This is a genomic window from Actinomadura sp. CNU-125 (assembly GCF_001942465.1).
In the GTDB taxonomy this organism is placed as follows: Bacteria; Actinomycetota; Actinomycetes; order Streptosporangiales; family Streptosporangiaceae; genus Spirillospora.
In genome coordinates, this window is the sequence record NZ_MKJY01000144.1 from 18489 (window position 1) to 32754 (window position 14266).

The 14266-nt window shown below is 64.9% G+C and carries 9 protein-coding genes and 1 pseudogene; 4 read left to right on the forward strand and 6 right to left on the reverse strand.

The genetic code is table 11. The features are described 5' to 3' along the window. Window positions 1-118: 118 nt before the first annotated feature. The 4 genes from BJF79_RS18210 to BJF79_RS18225 all read right to left on the reverse strand — a co-directional run bounded on the left by BJF79_RS18210 (window position 119) and on the right by BJF79_RS18225 (window position 6132). A complete protein-coding gene (locus BJF79_RS18210; protein ID WP_075899002.1) occupies window positions 119-1909 on the reverse strand; it encodes an IS481 family transposase in 1791 nt (596 codons plus the stop codon). A gap of 389 nt (window positions 1910-2298) precedes the next feature. After that, window positions 2299-4044: an ADP-ribosylglycohydrolase family protein gene (locus BJF79_RS18215; protein ID WP_143220015.1), complete on the reverse strand. Its 1746-nt coding sequence runs from the start codon at window positions 4042-4044 to the stop codon at window positions 2299-2301. Window positions 4045-4057: 13 nt separating this feature from the next. Continuing rightward, on the reverse strand, window positions 4058-4750 hold the full coding sequence (locus tag BJF79_RS18220; RefSeq protein ID WP_075899006.1) for a DarT ssDNA thymidine ADP-ribosyltransferase family protein: 693 nt from the start codon (window positions 4748-4750) through the stop codon (window positions 4058-4060). Next, complete coding sequence (locus BJF79_RS18225; protein ID WP_143220016.1) at window positions 4747-6132, reverse strand: 3'-5' exonuclease; 1386 nt, start codon at window positions 6130-6132, stop codon at window positions 4747-4749. The genes BJF79_RS18220 and BJF79_RS18225 overlap by 4 nt, the downstream gene beginning before the upstream one ends. A gap of 679 nt (window positions 6133-6811) precedes the next feature. Here BJF79_RS18225 and BJF79_RS18235 point away from each other — a divergent pair. The 4 genes and pseudogenes from BJF79_RS18235 (at window position 6812) to BJF79_RS18250 (ending at window position 11089) form a co-directional block, all read left to right on the forward strand. Beyond that, on the forward strand, window positions 6812-7393 hold the full coding sequence (locus BJF79_RS18235; RefSeq protein ID WP_075899010.1) for a tyrosine-type recombinase/integrase: 582 nt from the start codon (window positions 6812-6814) through the stop codon (window positions 7391-7393). Between the two features lie 338 nt (window positions 7394-7731). Beyond that, a pseudogene (locus tag BJF79_RS67045) lies at window positions 7732-7779 on the forward strand (hypothetical protein); the annotation flags it as partial. Between the two features lie 1144 nt (window positions 7780-8923). After that, window positions 8924-9619 (forward strand): glycosyltransferase family 2 protein, encoded by a 696-nt coding sequence (locus tag BJF79_RS18245; RefSeq protein ID WP_262402229.1) that lies wholly within the window; start codon window positions 8924-8926, stop codon window positions 9617-9619. Between the two features lie 360 nt (window positions 9620-9979). Next, entirely contained in the window at window positions 9980-11089 is a 1110-nt protein-coding gene (locus BJF79_RS18250) for an ISAs1 family transposase (RefSeq protein WP_075899062.1), read from the forward strand. 807 nt (window positions 11090-11896) lie between these two features. On the opposite strand, the gene BJF79_RS18255 is transcribed toward BJF79_RS18250, so the two are convergent. Both BJF79_RS18255 and BJF79_RS51095 read right to left on the reverse strand, forming a co-directional pair. Then, window positions 11897-12706, reverse strand: coding sequence for an aminoglycoside phosphotransferase family protein (locus BJF79_RS18255; RefSeq protein WP_075899014.1), 810 nt, complete (start codon window positions 12704-12706; stop codon window positions 11897-11899). Next, entirely contained in the window at window positions 12703-14265 is a 1563-nt protein-coding gene (locus BJF79_RS51095) for an AMP-binding protein (protein WP_158079217.1), read from the reverse strand. Before BJF79_RS51095 ends, BJF79_RS18255 begins: the two co-directional genes overlap by 4 nt. Window position 14266: the final 1 nt, after the last annotated feature.

Here is a 14266-nt window from a genome sequence, read left to right on the forward strand (position 1 = left end):
AAGGCTCCCCGTATGTGCGGCTCCAGGAGATCTTGGACAGAGTGGTTCCAGTAGTTGTTTGACGGGTCCGGGAGATCTTTGACGGTCGCAAAGATCGTGAGTGGGGGCCCTTGATCGTTCAGTGCCGGTACTTCTTGATGGGCCCGGTGCTCTTACGCGGGTGGACGCTGAGCTCGATGTCGTTGTGCAGGACGCGGAACACGGTGTCGTCGATGACGACCGTGACGGTCTTACCGGCGTGTGCCCGCCCGACACGGAGTCGCTGGCCCGCGACCATGGTGATGCCGTCGGCGGGGACCTTTCGGATGGCCTGCAGCGGTGGCGCCGGCGGTGGAGGCAGCGGCTGCCGGGTCGTGCGAGCACCGTTCAGCTTGGCGGCCTGGTCGGGGACGAGCGGGACGGGCAGCGTCTTGACCAGCAGGCCGGACGCGATGACATGCATCAGGCGCTGGTCCAGGCGGAGGATGACGCGCTGTCCGGCCAGGTTCACCTCGAGTTTGATGCGATGCCCGGCAAGCTGGACATCGCCGTCCCGGCCGACGGTGCGGTCGACCTCGATGGCGGTCGCCGTCGGCAGCGGGCCACGTGGCGCCGCCGAGGCTGCGGGTTCGGAACCTGCGGGCCGACCTCCGCGGAGCCGGAGCTGGGCCAGGTCTTGCGGGGACAGCCGGGACGCACGGGTGCGGATGAGTTCGCCGCCGAGCAGCACGTGGATGCTGCGCAGATCGGCCCAGATGGTGACGGGATGACCGCCGAGCGCGGCGTTGAACTTGATCTGCTGGTTGCCGGGCAGGCACAGCCGTCCGCTGGGTGTGATGACCATGTCGAACTCGACGGCCTCATGCGCCCGATCAGGCTCTTGAGGCTGCGGTACCGGTGACCGGGCTGACTGATCCGATCGGGTGGCGGGGATGCCGAGCGGCGGGTCGATGGCCTTCGGCGCGGGTTCACTTGCGGGTGTCGGCCTGAACACCGACACCGGCGTGGCCATGTTGAGCGACTGATGCGGCCGACCGTGGTTATAGGCGTGCACCCAGGCCTCGATGCCGGCCTGCGCCGTGGCCATCGACTCGAACGCCCCGGCACCGTCGAGCAGCTCGCGGCGCAGCGAGCCGTGCCAGCGTTCGATCTTCCCGGTCGTCGTCGGTGAGCGCGGCTTGGTCAGCCGCGCGGTGATGCCGTTCTCCCGGCAGATCCGCTCGAACATCACCTCGGCCGGGAAGGGCTTGGTGAACCGCCCCGTGAACTGCTTGCCGTTGTCGGTCAGCACCTCCGATGGGACCCCGTAGCGTCCCATCGCCTCGGTGAACGCCTGGCAGACCGCCCGCCCCGACGGCTCGGCCACAACCTGGGCGACCACCACGAACCGGGAATGGTCGTCGATCCCGGTGACCAGCTTGCACTCGCGTCCACCGGCCAAGAAGATCCCGCCCATGATGTCGAGCTGCCACAGCTGCATGGGAGCGTCCCGCTGCCAGCGCCGGTAGCTGCGACGATGCGTCTGCTGCTGGGGCTGGACAAGACCGTTACGCGTCAACACCCGATACACCGTCGTGCGCCCCGGGGCCGGATCCACGCCCCGCAGGCCGAGCTCATGCGCGATCCGTCGTGGCCCCCACCGCGGATAGGCCCGCCGCAACTCGCAGATCAACGCCTCGACCTCGGCGGGGAGCCGGGCCGGCGAGTTCTTCGGGCGGCGGGATTGCTCCACCAGCCCGTCCATGCCTTCGGCCTCGAACCGCCGCAGCCAGTTGTGCACCGACTGACGGGACGCCCCGAACTGCCGGGCGACCTGCGCGACCGGGACCCCGTCCAGGACCTCCAACACCGCCCGATACCTATGCTCGACCCGCCACGCCCGCTCGTCGAACCCCTCGTCTCCATCAGCCACCTGAAGATCATCGAGCATCCGATGTCAACCATGTGCCGGAACCGTCAAAGATCACCAGGAGTCACTACGTCCAAGATGTCCTGGACCAATACACCAGCGGGGCATTCTCACGGCCGCCAACGGGGAGAGCTGAGTGGCCATTGACACGGGGCGCGGCCGTTCACCGAGCCGGCCGGGCTGGAGTTGTTGCTCGTTTACCTGTACCTGGCTCTGAACTGAGGCTCGTACACCGACAACGATGCCTCCGACGAGGGCACCGGTGGAGAAAAACGCCTGAAACGACGCTGTGAACAGCACGGACGCGGCCGCCGGCGCGTGCGGGGCCGCCTAACGAACTACGTCTGCGAACAAATCGGAACGGCGCCATAGCCGACGCCCTACGCTGCAGGAATCTGCAGCTCGACTTGTCATCGATGAGTCACCAGCGCGAGTACGCCCGGGGCAAGCTCAATCTCAAAAGCCTCTCCTTCATCCCGTTGAAGTTTGTGTGGGGTGAGGCCCGCAGACTCGGCACGCGATCTAACCTCGGCGGGCAGGCGGCTTCGGATCTGAATGCGAGCGACTGGTGTATCAACTATCCTCTTGGAACTCCCCACGGCGACAAAGAGGCCACGATATCGCACCCAGCCAGCCCCGATATCGATTGGGAAAAAATCAAGAATTTGCTCCAGGACGAACCTGGTCCGCTTTAGATCCGTAGTTTGAATGTCAATGCCAGTCACTTCTGGGGAGAAATGGCCCGAGGTCGTTTCCGTGTGTCGCGACGACGGAGTGGTTCCTTCGCCCGGTGATGCCGGCTTGTCTCTCTCGCCCCGGGGCTCGGCGTGGATGAAGTAAAGAGTTTGGCCATCTTTGGTTCGTAGCCGAAGGCGTTGCATGGGTCGTGCCTCAGAACGAAGCTCCGCGATATCCTCCACCCGGGCCTCGTGCCCGTTAGGCAGCGTGATTTTATTTCCGGGATTGAGTTGGGAAAAAATATCGGTAAGTTTGTTTTTGGTCGGGATCTGATGTTCAAGGGGGAGTGTCAACTGGCTACTTGGATGCATCGGGCGGATGAGCTCCGAAGCCAAGCGACGCAGCAACGACGAGTCTTGAACCTCTTGGCCTGCCGCACCAAGCCAATCACCACCCAGGGCTGCCCCAAGCAAACCACCGGTCATGGACGCGATGGTGTCGGTGTCTGCACCCTTAAGAGTTGCTGCTGTTCGCAGGCCTCGTTGGGGATCTGCTGCACTCCAGGCTGCTAGGAAGACCGCTAGTACGGCACTAACGGTCCCGGAGCCGTTGAACTTCGTAGTGGTGCCTCCGACGGCATCGGCGAAGGATTTTGGCGTGCCGACCGCGCCGAGTCTCAGGGTTTGTGAAGCCTGCTCAAGCATCACAGTAGTTTCTTCAACTGCCTTGGTCCATGCTTTCCGGTAGCTCCCCGCATGATGCTGATCAGCTAGCTGTAGCCAACGCCTGTCCAGTACAGACTCGTCCAGGACCGACCACGCATTGACGCCCGAAACCAGTTCTTCAATCAACCAGCCGTATCGGATCGGTTGTGCTGGTCGCATGCTCACCCAAAGGGCGTAGGCGTAGGCCATCGCTCCTACGAGCGCACGAGGGTGGCCATGAGTGAGCACTGCGTCCCGCGTAATGTCGCCCGCCAGTGCTGCGAAGTCGGTGTCCGCATGGTGAACCAGTACATGCGGAGCGATGCGCATGGCAACGCCGTTTGCTCCCGCCGCGAAGTACTTCGCCGTGTCGTCTTGAGTACCCTTCCACGGATACTTCCGGCGTGTCCAAGCGCGGCACGAACGTTTTACCGAGGCGCCTGCTCCACGCTCATACTGCAGGAAGAAGGGCAGTTCGATGTCTGTTAGTCGCTCAACCCAACGGCCATCTGCAGCGAGTCGAGCGCGCGCAGTGGCGATCACTAGTTGAGTATCGTCACTGTACTCACCCGCTCCGATCTCCTCGAAAAGCGGGTGGAAACGGCTGCCGGCTCTGCGGGTCCAGGAGAAGAACACCCCGGTTCGCTCGCCATCCGCGGTGGGCGCTGCGCTCAAGACCCGGTCGCGACGCTCGTGGGGCCAGCCGAGGGCATCCCCCACCGCACCAGCAACGAGCACGGCCTGTGCTCGCGTGGTGACTTCATCCTTGGTCATCCTGTCCACAACATCACTCTGCCAGAGAGATAGCAGCCTGCTCAGGCGGTCGCCGCCCACGCCGGACAGAACCGCTCAGCTGGTACTTGTCGAACAGGGTCGGGGCCACAATGAGCGGGGGGAGGAGGTGATCTTGATAGTTGTGTGTAGCCCGGGCAACCTCCCGCTCGGCTTGAGCATTATTTCGTACGATGATGCTGCGGACACTGGAGAGGGAGACAGGCGAGGCAAGGAGTACTTCTGCCTGGTCGTCCGTTGGCCACCATGGCGGATGGCCCGGTTGTCTATGAAAAACCTGCTGACCACGTACCGTCGGAGCAAACATGGCATTATAGCCGTTCCAGCCTGGGCGGATGACGGCACCGTTCGCGCGTGCGGCGTTGCAAGGGCTGAACTTGGTTTGGTCGTGCCATAGCGGCCACGGATCGATGGTCATGATGACCCAGTCCAGGAAGTTGGGATCTTCCTTGCGGACCTTGTCGAGATACCACGCGTTCGGATATTCGATGGTGCAGCAAATGCGGTCGGGATGCCCGTCTCTGCGCTGGGTGTCGGTGGGACGAAAGCCCTCTACCTCCCGCTCAAGCTGGGTCACGCTACGGATCTCGCCTGCGCCGATGATATGCGAGAGGTTGGAGGACTTGGTGAAGTGGCACAGTCTAGTGATGCCACGCTGACGAACGTCCCCCTCGATTGGGTTGCTCATGTTCCTACCCTCTCGTACAGGTCTGACGTTTCTGGGGGCATGAGAGGGGTGAGCTTGCTTGAGTGCATCAGGACCAGGTTCGTTCTGGCTCTCGTCGCCGCTACGTAGAGCAGGCGGGCCTCTCGGGCCATGGCCTCTTCCATGCCGTGTCCATCGACCTCGGACGGAAGCGGCAGTTGATCGGTATCGCACCAGGGAAGTACCACAGCATCGAATTCCAAGCCCTTTGCCGCATGGTAGGTACCATAGAAAACGCCCGGACCGGTTGGCCACCTCGTCATTTCCTTGTGTAGGCGAGTTGCCGGCTGTCCCAGCAGGTCGCTGAGTTGTTTCTCCTCGTCGCGTGTGCGCAAGAGCACCGCTACTCGATGGCTTGACCTGAGTTCGCGAGCCCACTTAGCGGCGGAGCGCAGCTGGGCAGCCGGAGAGTCGTGTACCCAGACGGTTGGCTTGGGCCCATCAGCGCGGGGTGCCTTGGGCACGACCAAGTCCACGTCATCGCGAAAGTGCGGCATCTCCGACATGGCGACGGCGAGTCGGGCGATCTGCTGGGTATTGCGATAGTTCTGTTGAAATTCCACCGGGCGAGAGACCCTCAGGCCTAGGCTCTTCCAAGACATGCGGCTGCCGTACATTTGCTGGGCATAGTCGCCGAAGAAGGTCAACGACCCATTCGGTGGCACCGCAGCCGCCAATGCACGGATCATCTCCGGTGTAAAATCCTGCCCCTCGTCAACGACGATATGTCGATACAAACGCGGGCTGGTGTCGTGGGTAAGTTCCTGCCGCACGGCCGAGGCCAGATCGTCCCAGTCGTATCGAAACCCTTGTGCCCGACGCCGTCTATGGTAGGCCTCGCGAACCTCGAAGACCAGAGCCTTGTCCGCCTGTGACAAGGGGCGGATACGACCGACCCGTGGTTCCCTGTTGTAAGCGCCGAGGTCGTTTACCCCATGGCCTGAAATCCAGTGAAGCTCGTCTTCGAAGAACCGCAAGCTTTGTCCCATCAGTGGCCGATCGGGGTGTCGGTTCCTAACTTCACTTAGAGCCGCTGGCAGGAAAGAGGTGGCCTCGCATATTTGCCGCCCTCGCAGTTGCTTCCTGGACGCAAGGTACCCTCGAGCGAAGGTGTGAACATTCTCAACAGTCAGTGCTGGCGCCCGTGCGCCGGTCCTAAGATAGGTGACAAGCGCACGGTTGAAGGTGACCAGCAGCGTTCTGCCCTTGCTCTGCGGTGCCTCGGAGGCCAGGTAGACGGCTCGATGGATCGCCATGGTGGTCTTGCCGCTGCCGGCTGTTCCCAGAACCACGAGGTGCCCGTGGTCCCTCATGTAGACGACTTCGCGCTGCAGCCCGACAGCTTCAGGAAGTTCATGACCCACGGTCGTTGATTCTGTCAGAGTTGCGCAGGATCCGTTGGGTTTTGGGGTTATCTGCGGCGGTCTGTCGCTTGACAGCTACTGATCTGGAGCTCGTGCATGCTGGTTCAGCTGCTTCGATAACCGGCCGTGTGAGGCGCCGAGCCAGGGCGGTTCCGGCGGGGACGGTGGGTCACGACCTCACCCTGCGCGCCAAAGTCAAGGGGCGCCGGGTCGTCGGGGCGGCCACCAAGCAGCGAATCCGTGCCCCTCTGCGGTCCGCGCTGAACCGGGCGATCCGCGAACAGCTCATCGAGGTCAACGTCGCCTCCCTCGTCGAACTGCCGTCGGGGAAGGCGCCCAAGGCGCTGGTGTGGACCGACGAACGCATCACCCAGTGGACAGACGACCTCGCCGCCCACACCGAGAAGATGGACGCCCGGCGTAAACGCCAGGCCCGCCTCGAACCCCACAAACGGATCGGCGAACGCATCAACCGGCTCGACGCCTACATCGGCGCCCCACGCCCGTCCCGCGTCATGGTCTGGACACCCGCCCTCACCCGACGCTTCCTGGAACGGGCCCGGCGGCACCGGCTGTACGCCCAGTACCACCTCATCGCGTTCCGCGGGTTGCGGCGCGGTGAATCGTGCGGGCTGCGCTGGGCCGACCTCGACCTGGACACCGGGACGGCGACGATCCGGTGGCAGATCACCCAGATCGGCGACGACACCTTCGAAGGCAAACCCAAAACCGAAGCCGGCGAGCCACCATCACCCTGGACTCCACCACCATCAAAGTCCTGCGCTCCCACAAGGCCCAGCAGAACACCGAACGCCTCGCCGCCGGCGACGCCTGGGGCGAGACCGGCTACGTCTTCACCACCCCGGACGGTCGGCCGCTGCGGCCCAACGAGGTCACCGAACAGTTCGAGCAACTGTCCATGGAGACCGGGCTACCGCCGATCCGGCTGCACGACCTACGGCACGGCGCCGCCACCTTCCTGCTCGCAGCCGGACACGACATGAAAGTCGTCCAGGAAACCCTCAGGTTGTCCTCCCTGGCGATCGCCTCCGACATCTACACCAGCGTCCTGCCCCAGCTCGCGCGCCAGTCCGCCGAAGACGCCGCCGCCATCGTTCTGACCGCCGACACCGGCCGCCCCCGCCAACGCGGAGCGGCCATCACCGGCCTTCCGGACCGGCAGAAACGAGCAACCAGCCCGGCCCGCCGGACCGGCACGCCACCGGGGAACCCGAGCCGACCGGCCCTGTCTCCGCAGTGAACGACGACAAGGGATGCACGATGCCGGGGCTCGCCAGGAAGCACGCCGCAACCGGCACCGATCCCGGTCACCAACCCAAACCTGCCGTGCGTGCCTGCCGAGGACCGCGACACAGCCGAGAAAGAAGGAGCGGGAACGAATGGACATCAAGACCACATCCCTCGATGGGGCCCGGCGACAGTCGCTGACCGACCTGATCGAGCTGGAAGGCGATGAACAGCTCACCCTCGAAGAACACCGGTTGAAGGCCGAACTGCTCGCCGCCGTCGCGCTCGACCAGGACGACCCGGCGACGGTCATGGCGGTCGCGCACATCGCCCGTCTGCACGCCGCGCTCGCCAGCCCACTGGCAATGCCCGTTCCCTCATAGCGCGGACGCTGGCTGACACACGCCTCACGCCGCGCCGGTCGCGTCGGGGCGCCACCACGGCCACCGTGGTGGCGCCGCCATTCGCGGGTTCCGCACGGCGTTCGCCCAGCGGCCCGAGGCTTGACCCCGGTGCCCGGGCACCCCATGATCGGCACCTGTCGCCGCGATGCCTTCGGCAACCGGGACCCGACGCGACACCGTCGAGTGTGGCGACCGGCGCCGGCCCAGGCCCGAACAAGGGAGCAGATGGAAGGTCGCCATCAGGTGCTCGACATCGAAAGCACCCTGATTGGCGGCTCGCCGGGCGAACGAGCACGGCCGCGCCAGCATGGATCTCTTTCGCAACCACCCATTGACACCGGCCGAGCACATGGCCGCGACCGCCTACGGCGGTCGCGGCCGCCGCCATGGAATTCCTTGGCGCCGCCTGCGAGTACGACCTCCGCCACGACCGCGGCACTGAGACACTCCAGCTACTGGACATCGGACGTGACGGAATGCGGCGATGCGCGACGGCGAACAGCAGACGACCACGGCACAGGCCACCGCGCAGACCAACCGGCTCGGCTGGGCCGACCTTTCCCAGGACCTGCGGGAGGCGTTCACCGACGCGATGAGCGCCGCCGTCACCGGCGAGCACCGCCAGAACGGCGGGTTTTCCCCCGGATTGGCCGGTCAGCCGTTTCCCGGCCACCACCAGCCACGGAAACCCGCCCGGCCGCAGATGGAGCAGACCCCACACGTTCGGGCGGACCCGCGCCCGCGCTCAAGCGACCTTGGACAGGAGGTCGCCGTCGACCGCGCGGCCAAGGTCCGGCCGATCGTGGAGTCTGAGGGCGGGGCACCGAACACCGCGGCCTGCTGCGCCCAGAGCCGCTCGACGTCGGACAAGTTCGCCGCCCCCAAGCACGACCGTCCTGGCCGGTTACTGGTGAGTGTGAGGTCGTCCAGCCGACGAGCTGCAGAGCGCAGACAGCCGACCAGAACGCCGAGGGCGTCTCCCCACTGCAGGGGGCCGGGGCGGCTGGCATCGCGACATCTGAACCGGCACGACCCCAGCCGACCTGGGCCCGTTAGTATGATTCAACAACGGCCTGACGGTGTGATGACCATCAGGCGAATATCCGCGACGCTAGATCTGCGCAAAGGAACCGGCCTCGGTGAGCAGCACTCCCCCACGCCCCACCATCGGCGCGGTCGTGTTGACCATGAACGACCGCCCGGCCGAGTTTGCCCTGGCCATGGCCTCACTACTGGGTCAGCAGGACGTCGACCTGGACGTGGTGGTGGTCGGCAACGGCTGCGCACCGGTGCAGGTACCACCGGGGGCGCGCACTGTCGAGCTGCCCGACAACGTCGGTATCCCCGAAGGCCGTAACGTCGGCGCCGCCGAGGCCAGGGGTGAGCTGCTGTTCTTTTTCGACAACGACGCCTACCTCCCCGACCCGCGTGTCTTGGCGCGGCTCGCAGGTGAGCTCAGCGACGCCCCTGCCCGCGCCTACGTCCAGCCCCGCATCGCTGACCCCGACACCGGCGTCACCCTGCGGCGGTGGGTGCCGCGGCTACGCGCCTCCGACTCCACCCGACCCGGTCCTGTCACCGTGATGGCCGAGGGAGTCGTGATGGTCCGCCGCGCCGCATTCGAGGCTGTGGGCGGCTGGCCAGGGCATTTCTTCCTCTTCCACGAGGGCGTCGACCTTGCGTGGCGGCTTTACGATCGCGGCTACACCGGCTACTACGCCCCCGGCATCATCGTGCACCACCCGTCCACCGACCCGGCCCGGCATGTCACCTTCTACCGCCTCACGCCCGCAACCGCGTCTGGCTCGCCTACCGCAATCTCCCGGCCCCGCTGATCCCCGCCAACCTCACCGCCTGGGCGCTGTTGACGCTGTGGCGCTTCCGAGGCCCTGCCGCGCTTCGCTCCTCTCTCATCGGTCTCGCCGAAGGATTGCGCGGAGGCCACGGCACCCGCGAACCAATGAGTTGGACCACCGTTGCCCGACTCACCAGGGCTGGCCGGCCCCCCATCCTCTGACACGCCGACGTCTGGGGCGGGGTATCAGGGATCCGGCAAGGTCGTGAAGTGAGACTGTGACCTGCTGGTTCGCAGGCCCAGTAGGCGGGTTTGGGTGTTCGCGAGTGGCGGGTGGGCCCCGCGCGGTTCGATGGAAGTTCTGACGCTCACCATCGCCGCTGACAGGACCCACCCGCCGATGACATCTTCCCCTGTTTCCGCCGCCCGCGGCCAGTATCTGCTGGATCTGCTCGCGCAGGTTCCCGATCCCCGCAAGCGCCGCGGCCGGCGCCACACCCTGGTCGGCGTGCTCGCGGTGGGGATCGTGGCAGTGGTGGCCGGATCGCGGTCGTTCGCCGCGATCGGGCAGTGGGCCGCCGACGCCGGTGACCAGGTGTTGGACGCGCTGGGCGCGACCCGCGGGCCGGCGGACGAATCGACGTTCCGGCGGGCGTTCGCCGCCCTGGATGCCGGAACGCTGGACGCGGTCCTGGGCGCCTGGCTGTGGACCCGGGCCGCCCGCGTGGGCGGCCGGATGGTGATCGCGGTCGACGGCAAGACCGTCCGGGGCGCCAAGCGCAAGGGCGGCAAAGCGCCGCATCTGGTCGCGGCCCTGGCGCACGGCGCCGGTGCGGTGCTCGGACAGGTCCAGGTCGCGGCGAAGTCCAACGAGATCCCCGCCGTCCGGGACCTGCTGCGGGCCCTCCCCGACCTGACCGGAGCAGTGATCACCATGGACGCGCAGCACACGCAGACCGACACCGCCGAACCGGTCGTCGGCCGGGACGCGGACTACGTGATGACGGTGAAGGGCAACATGCCCGGGCTGTACCGGCGGCTGAAGAGGCTGCCCTGGGCCCAGGTGCCGGCGGTCTCGACGGTGACCACGGGCCGGGGCCGCCGGACCCGCCGCACGATCAAGGTCGCCGCCGCCCCGGCATGGACCGGGTTCACCGGCGCGGCGCAGGTCGCCCAGCTGCGCAGGACCGTCACCCGGCGCGGCAAGAAGACGGTCGAGGTGGTCTACCTGGTCACCAGCGCCGACGGCCGGGCCGCCGGCCCGGCGACGCTCGCGTCGTGGGTGCGAGGGCATTGGCACATCGAGAACCGGCTGCACTGGGTCCGGGACGTCACCTACCAGGAGGACAAGTCGCTGGTCAGGACCGCGAACGCGCCCCGCGTGATGGCCACGCTGCGCAGCCTGGCGATCAGGCTGCTCCGCCTGGCCGGGCACGGCTACATCGCCGCCGCCAACCGGCACCACGCCCGCGACCCGCAACGCGCCGTCACACTGCTCCAGACAACATGAACGACAGCCCCAGGTCACACCCTCATTTCACGACTTTGCCGGGGCCCTGGGCGGGGTATGAGGCCCTTTTCTCGGCATTCGATCGCCATCATTTTCCAGTTCCTGTCCGGCAGGCTGGCGGTAAAGTTCTCGCCCGTGCGGTTCAGCGGGACTGATCGCCTGTAAGTTTGCGGACCCGCGCTGGATGATGCCCAACCACCCAGCCCGAGAGACAAACGGACATCAACCGGACCGACTGTCGACGATCAAGCGAACACCACTGTGAATGTGGGGCTCCAAGACATCGTTGACACTCTGGCTTCAGGGCTTTCTTGACGGGCTCAGCCGTGACTTGACGGTTTCAGGAGATCTTCGGCGGGCGCGCACCGGCCGAGTTGACGTGCGTGACACGACACCGTCCTCGGCTTCGGTAACGGCATCGACCTGCATGTCCTTGAGGCGCGGGAAGAGTAGATCGACGCAGCAGCAGGGGTTCTCGCTCGTGCGGGCATGCAGCACAATGCCCTCGCGGCCGCTCGTGGGGATCAGTTCCGGGACGAACCAGATCCTGGCGATGCGGCCGCTCTCCTACGCGGAGTGTTACTCAACTGCGATCGGCCCGTCCCGGCCTCCAGGACGCACACTCTGTGACCGCTTCACGGAATTGAGTCAGATCCGCTTCTCGCGGTCACAACCATCACGGTCATGCAAATGACGAAGACTGTGATCTCGGGCTGCGAAGCCGCAAGGGGCTGGTCGCCACTCGGGCCCTAATTCTCTTCCACGGTGCCGGTTGGGCTATTTGGTGGCGCCGAGAAAAAGCCGGGACTAACTGAGGAGGTCGAGAGCCCTTCGAGCTTGTCGCTGCACCGTTCCTGGTGGATTGCGATTATGGCCGGGACTGTCGGGCAGCAGCGCTAGGAGCCAGTACAATGCCAGGAGTCGGCGACAGTCGTGCAGGCGCCGGGCCTGGGCCGGCGAAGGTTCAAAACAAGACATAACCCATTCGGCGTCTATCCCCGCGCCGACCCATACTGACACGTGCTCCACCACTTCCGCCAACTCGAACCATCGATCGCTGCGGCCGGCGTACTCGAAGTCGATGGCCCGTACCTTTTCCCCATCCCACAGATAATTTGCCGCATTGCCGTCACCACTGCCGAGAACCGGCTCAACCTCCACCGCCAGCCGGTCCAACTGTGGTTGCGCTAGCCAGTGCGAACCTACCCTTAATGCGTCGACCACTAAGGCGTCGGAGCCGAGTCGTGGTTCCTGTCCGTACGCGTTGCGCAGCCCCGCGATGAACTCCGGCGCGGTTCCCGCCCTGGCCGGCACGCTGGCAAGAACATTCTGCGGCACCGAATCCTGCATTCTGCGGAGCGCCCCGGCCATCGCCTCGGCTTGCTCCCGCGTTGCCAGCGCCTGCAACGGCACGCCAGGAAGCCTGCTCATCACCACGTATGGCGGATCGGCCGCCAAGTCGGCCTCCAGCGGTCGTGGAGCGAGATCGGGAGCGTACCTTTCCAGCAAATTCAGTGTTCGCCACTCCCGTATCGACGCATCTTGTGCCCGAACCTGGTAGGTTTTCACGACCACATTGGCCTTGAGGGTGACGTCATGCGTGTTCGGTGCGCTCACCCGCGTTCCTCCGTTTCGCTGTCCGCGAGCATGCTCGCGAGCTGAGTCCTGGTTATTCTGCGGCGGATCTTTCCTATGTCTGACCGCGGGATCCGTTCGGTGAGCGAAAAGGACCCAGGTATCTCGTCGGCTGCGAGTGCAGCCGCACAGTGTCGCCGGAATTCGGGGATGCTGATGACTCTGCCTGGCGTCGGCACCACCATGGCGTGCAAACTGGGACGGGCTGCGGGATCCTCGACGATGAACGTGAGGCAGTCATTTACATCCGGGTGGCCGTGTATGACGGAGTCGACCTTCGCCGGGGTGACGATTGTCCCGTCGACCGTGACCTGGTCTTTTTCTCGACCGGCGAGGAAAAGGTACCCCTCGTCATTCATCCAGCCCAGGTCGCCAAGGCTCTGATCCCCACTGGCCAGCCGGTCGAGCCAAGGGCGCGTAAGTTCCTCGTTTTCCGTGGAGGCGAAGAATACTCGGCCCACTTCGCCGGGCTCGCAGACCGTGCCGTCCTTCTTGCGGATCGTGATAGCGGGATAAAAAGCACGGCCAACGGTCCCGGGGTACTTTAGCCATTCGTTGCCGTCAACGAATGTCGAGCCCACCAACTCGGTTGCAGAGTACGTTTCGAAGACCCGGTCGGGTGAAAGTAGATCGATCCACGCCCGCTTGACATATGCGGGACAGGGACCCGCACCGTGCAATAGCCCACGGAGAGAGCGAAGGGAGGATGTAAGGTCGGTCTCCACATCGAGCATTTCCCGCATGTGCATGGGTGTGGTCATCAGCCACTCTATGACATGATGCTTGATGATCGCCAGGGTTTGCCTCGGCTCGAAGCTCTTCTGCAACACCGTCGTGCAACCGCCGAGCACACCCTCGAGCAATGTGAAGAACGAAGGCAGATGGTAGATGGAGGAGATGATGAGTTGTCGTTGACCGGAACGCCACCCCGCCTTCGCAAACATCAGATTGGGTACGTTGTTGTTCACGTCTCCGAGAGGGTGGGAGTGTGTTATAACCTTAGCGCTTCCGGTCGAGCCGGACGAGGTGAGAATGAACATGGGCCGTCCCCCGGACGGGTCGGCGATGTGTCCGCTGTTCGCGGTGCTGCCCGGGGTCCGGCACTCCTCCACCGGTCCCCTCTTCGCTGAAGCGGTGACCTTCATCGATTTTTCCAGGTCCGCCGCACATACCGGTTCTCCGTACCGTTCCCGCACTGTCCGCAAGATCGGCGTCTGAAATTCTCGGTCACCGTGGATGCTTAGCGCTAGCACCGGAATATTAGCATAGATACACGAAATGATCACTATTGCTGTTGGCGTGTCGGCGGCTGCTTTGAGATAGACCACCGGATCTTTGGTGTGACGCGCCACCCGTGAAATCGAATCGGCCTTCGCTTCGACGGCCGATTTCAAGTCACGCCAGTTCACACGGTCCTCGCTACCGAACTCGTCGATGCCGATAAGGGCATCGCCCTCGGGGCGACTCGACGCCATCTGTATCAGCTTCTCTTTCAGCATACGGGCCGTAACGCCTGTGTCACTGATGGTGGGCTCTTTCATT

Excerpts from the sequence above, each read along its gene's own strand:
- BJF79_RS18250 (WP_075899062.1), top strand. The coding sequence starts at position 9,980 with ATGACATCTTCCCCTGTTTCCGCCGCCCGCGGCCAGTATCTGCTGGAT.
- BJF79_RS18220 (WP_075899006.1), bottom strand. The coding sequence starts at position 4,750 with ATGAGCAACCCAATCGAGGGGGACGTTCGTCAGCGTGGCATCACTAGA.
- BJF79_RS51095 (WP_158079217.1), bottom strand. The coding sequence starts at position 14,265 with ATGAAAGAGCCCACCATCAGTGACACAGGCGTTACGGCCCGTATGCTG.
- BJF79_RS18210 (WP_075899002.1), bottom strand. The coding sequence starts at position 1,909 with ATGCTCGATGATCTTCAGGTGGCTGATGGAGACGAGGGGTTCGACGAG.
- BJF79_RS18215 (WP_143220015.1), bottom strand. The coding sequence starts at position 4,044 with ATGACCAAGGATGAAGTCACCACGCGAGCACAGGCCGTGCTCGTTGCT.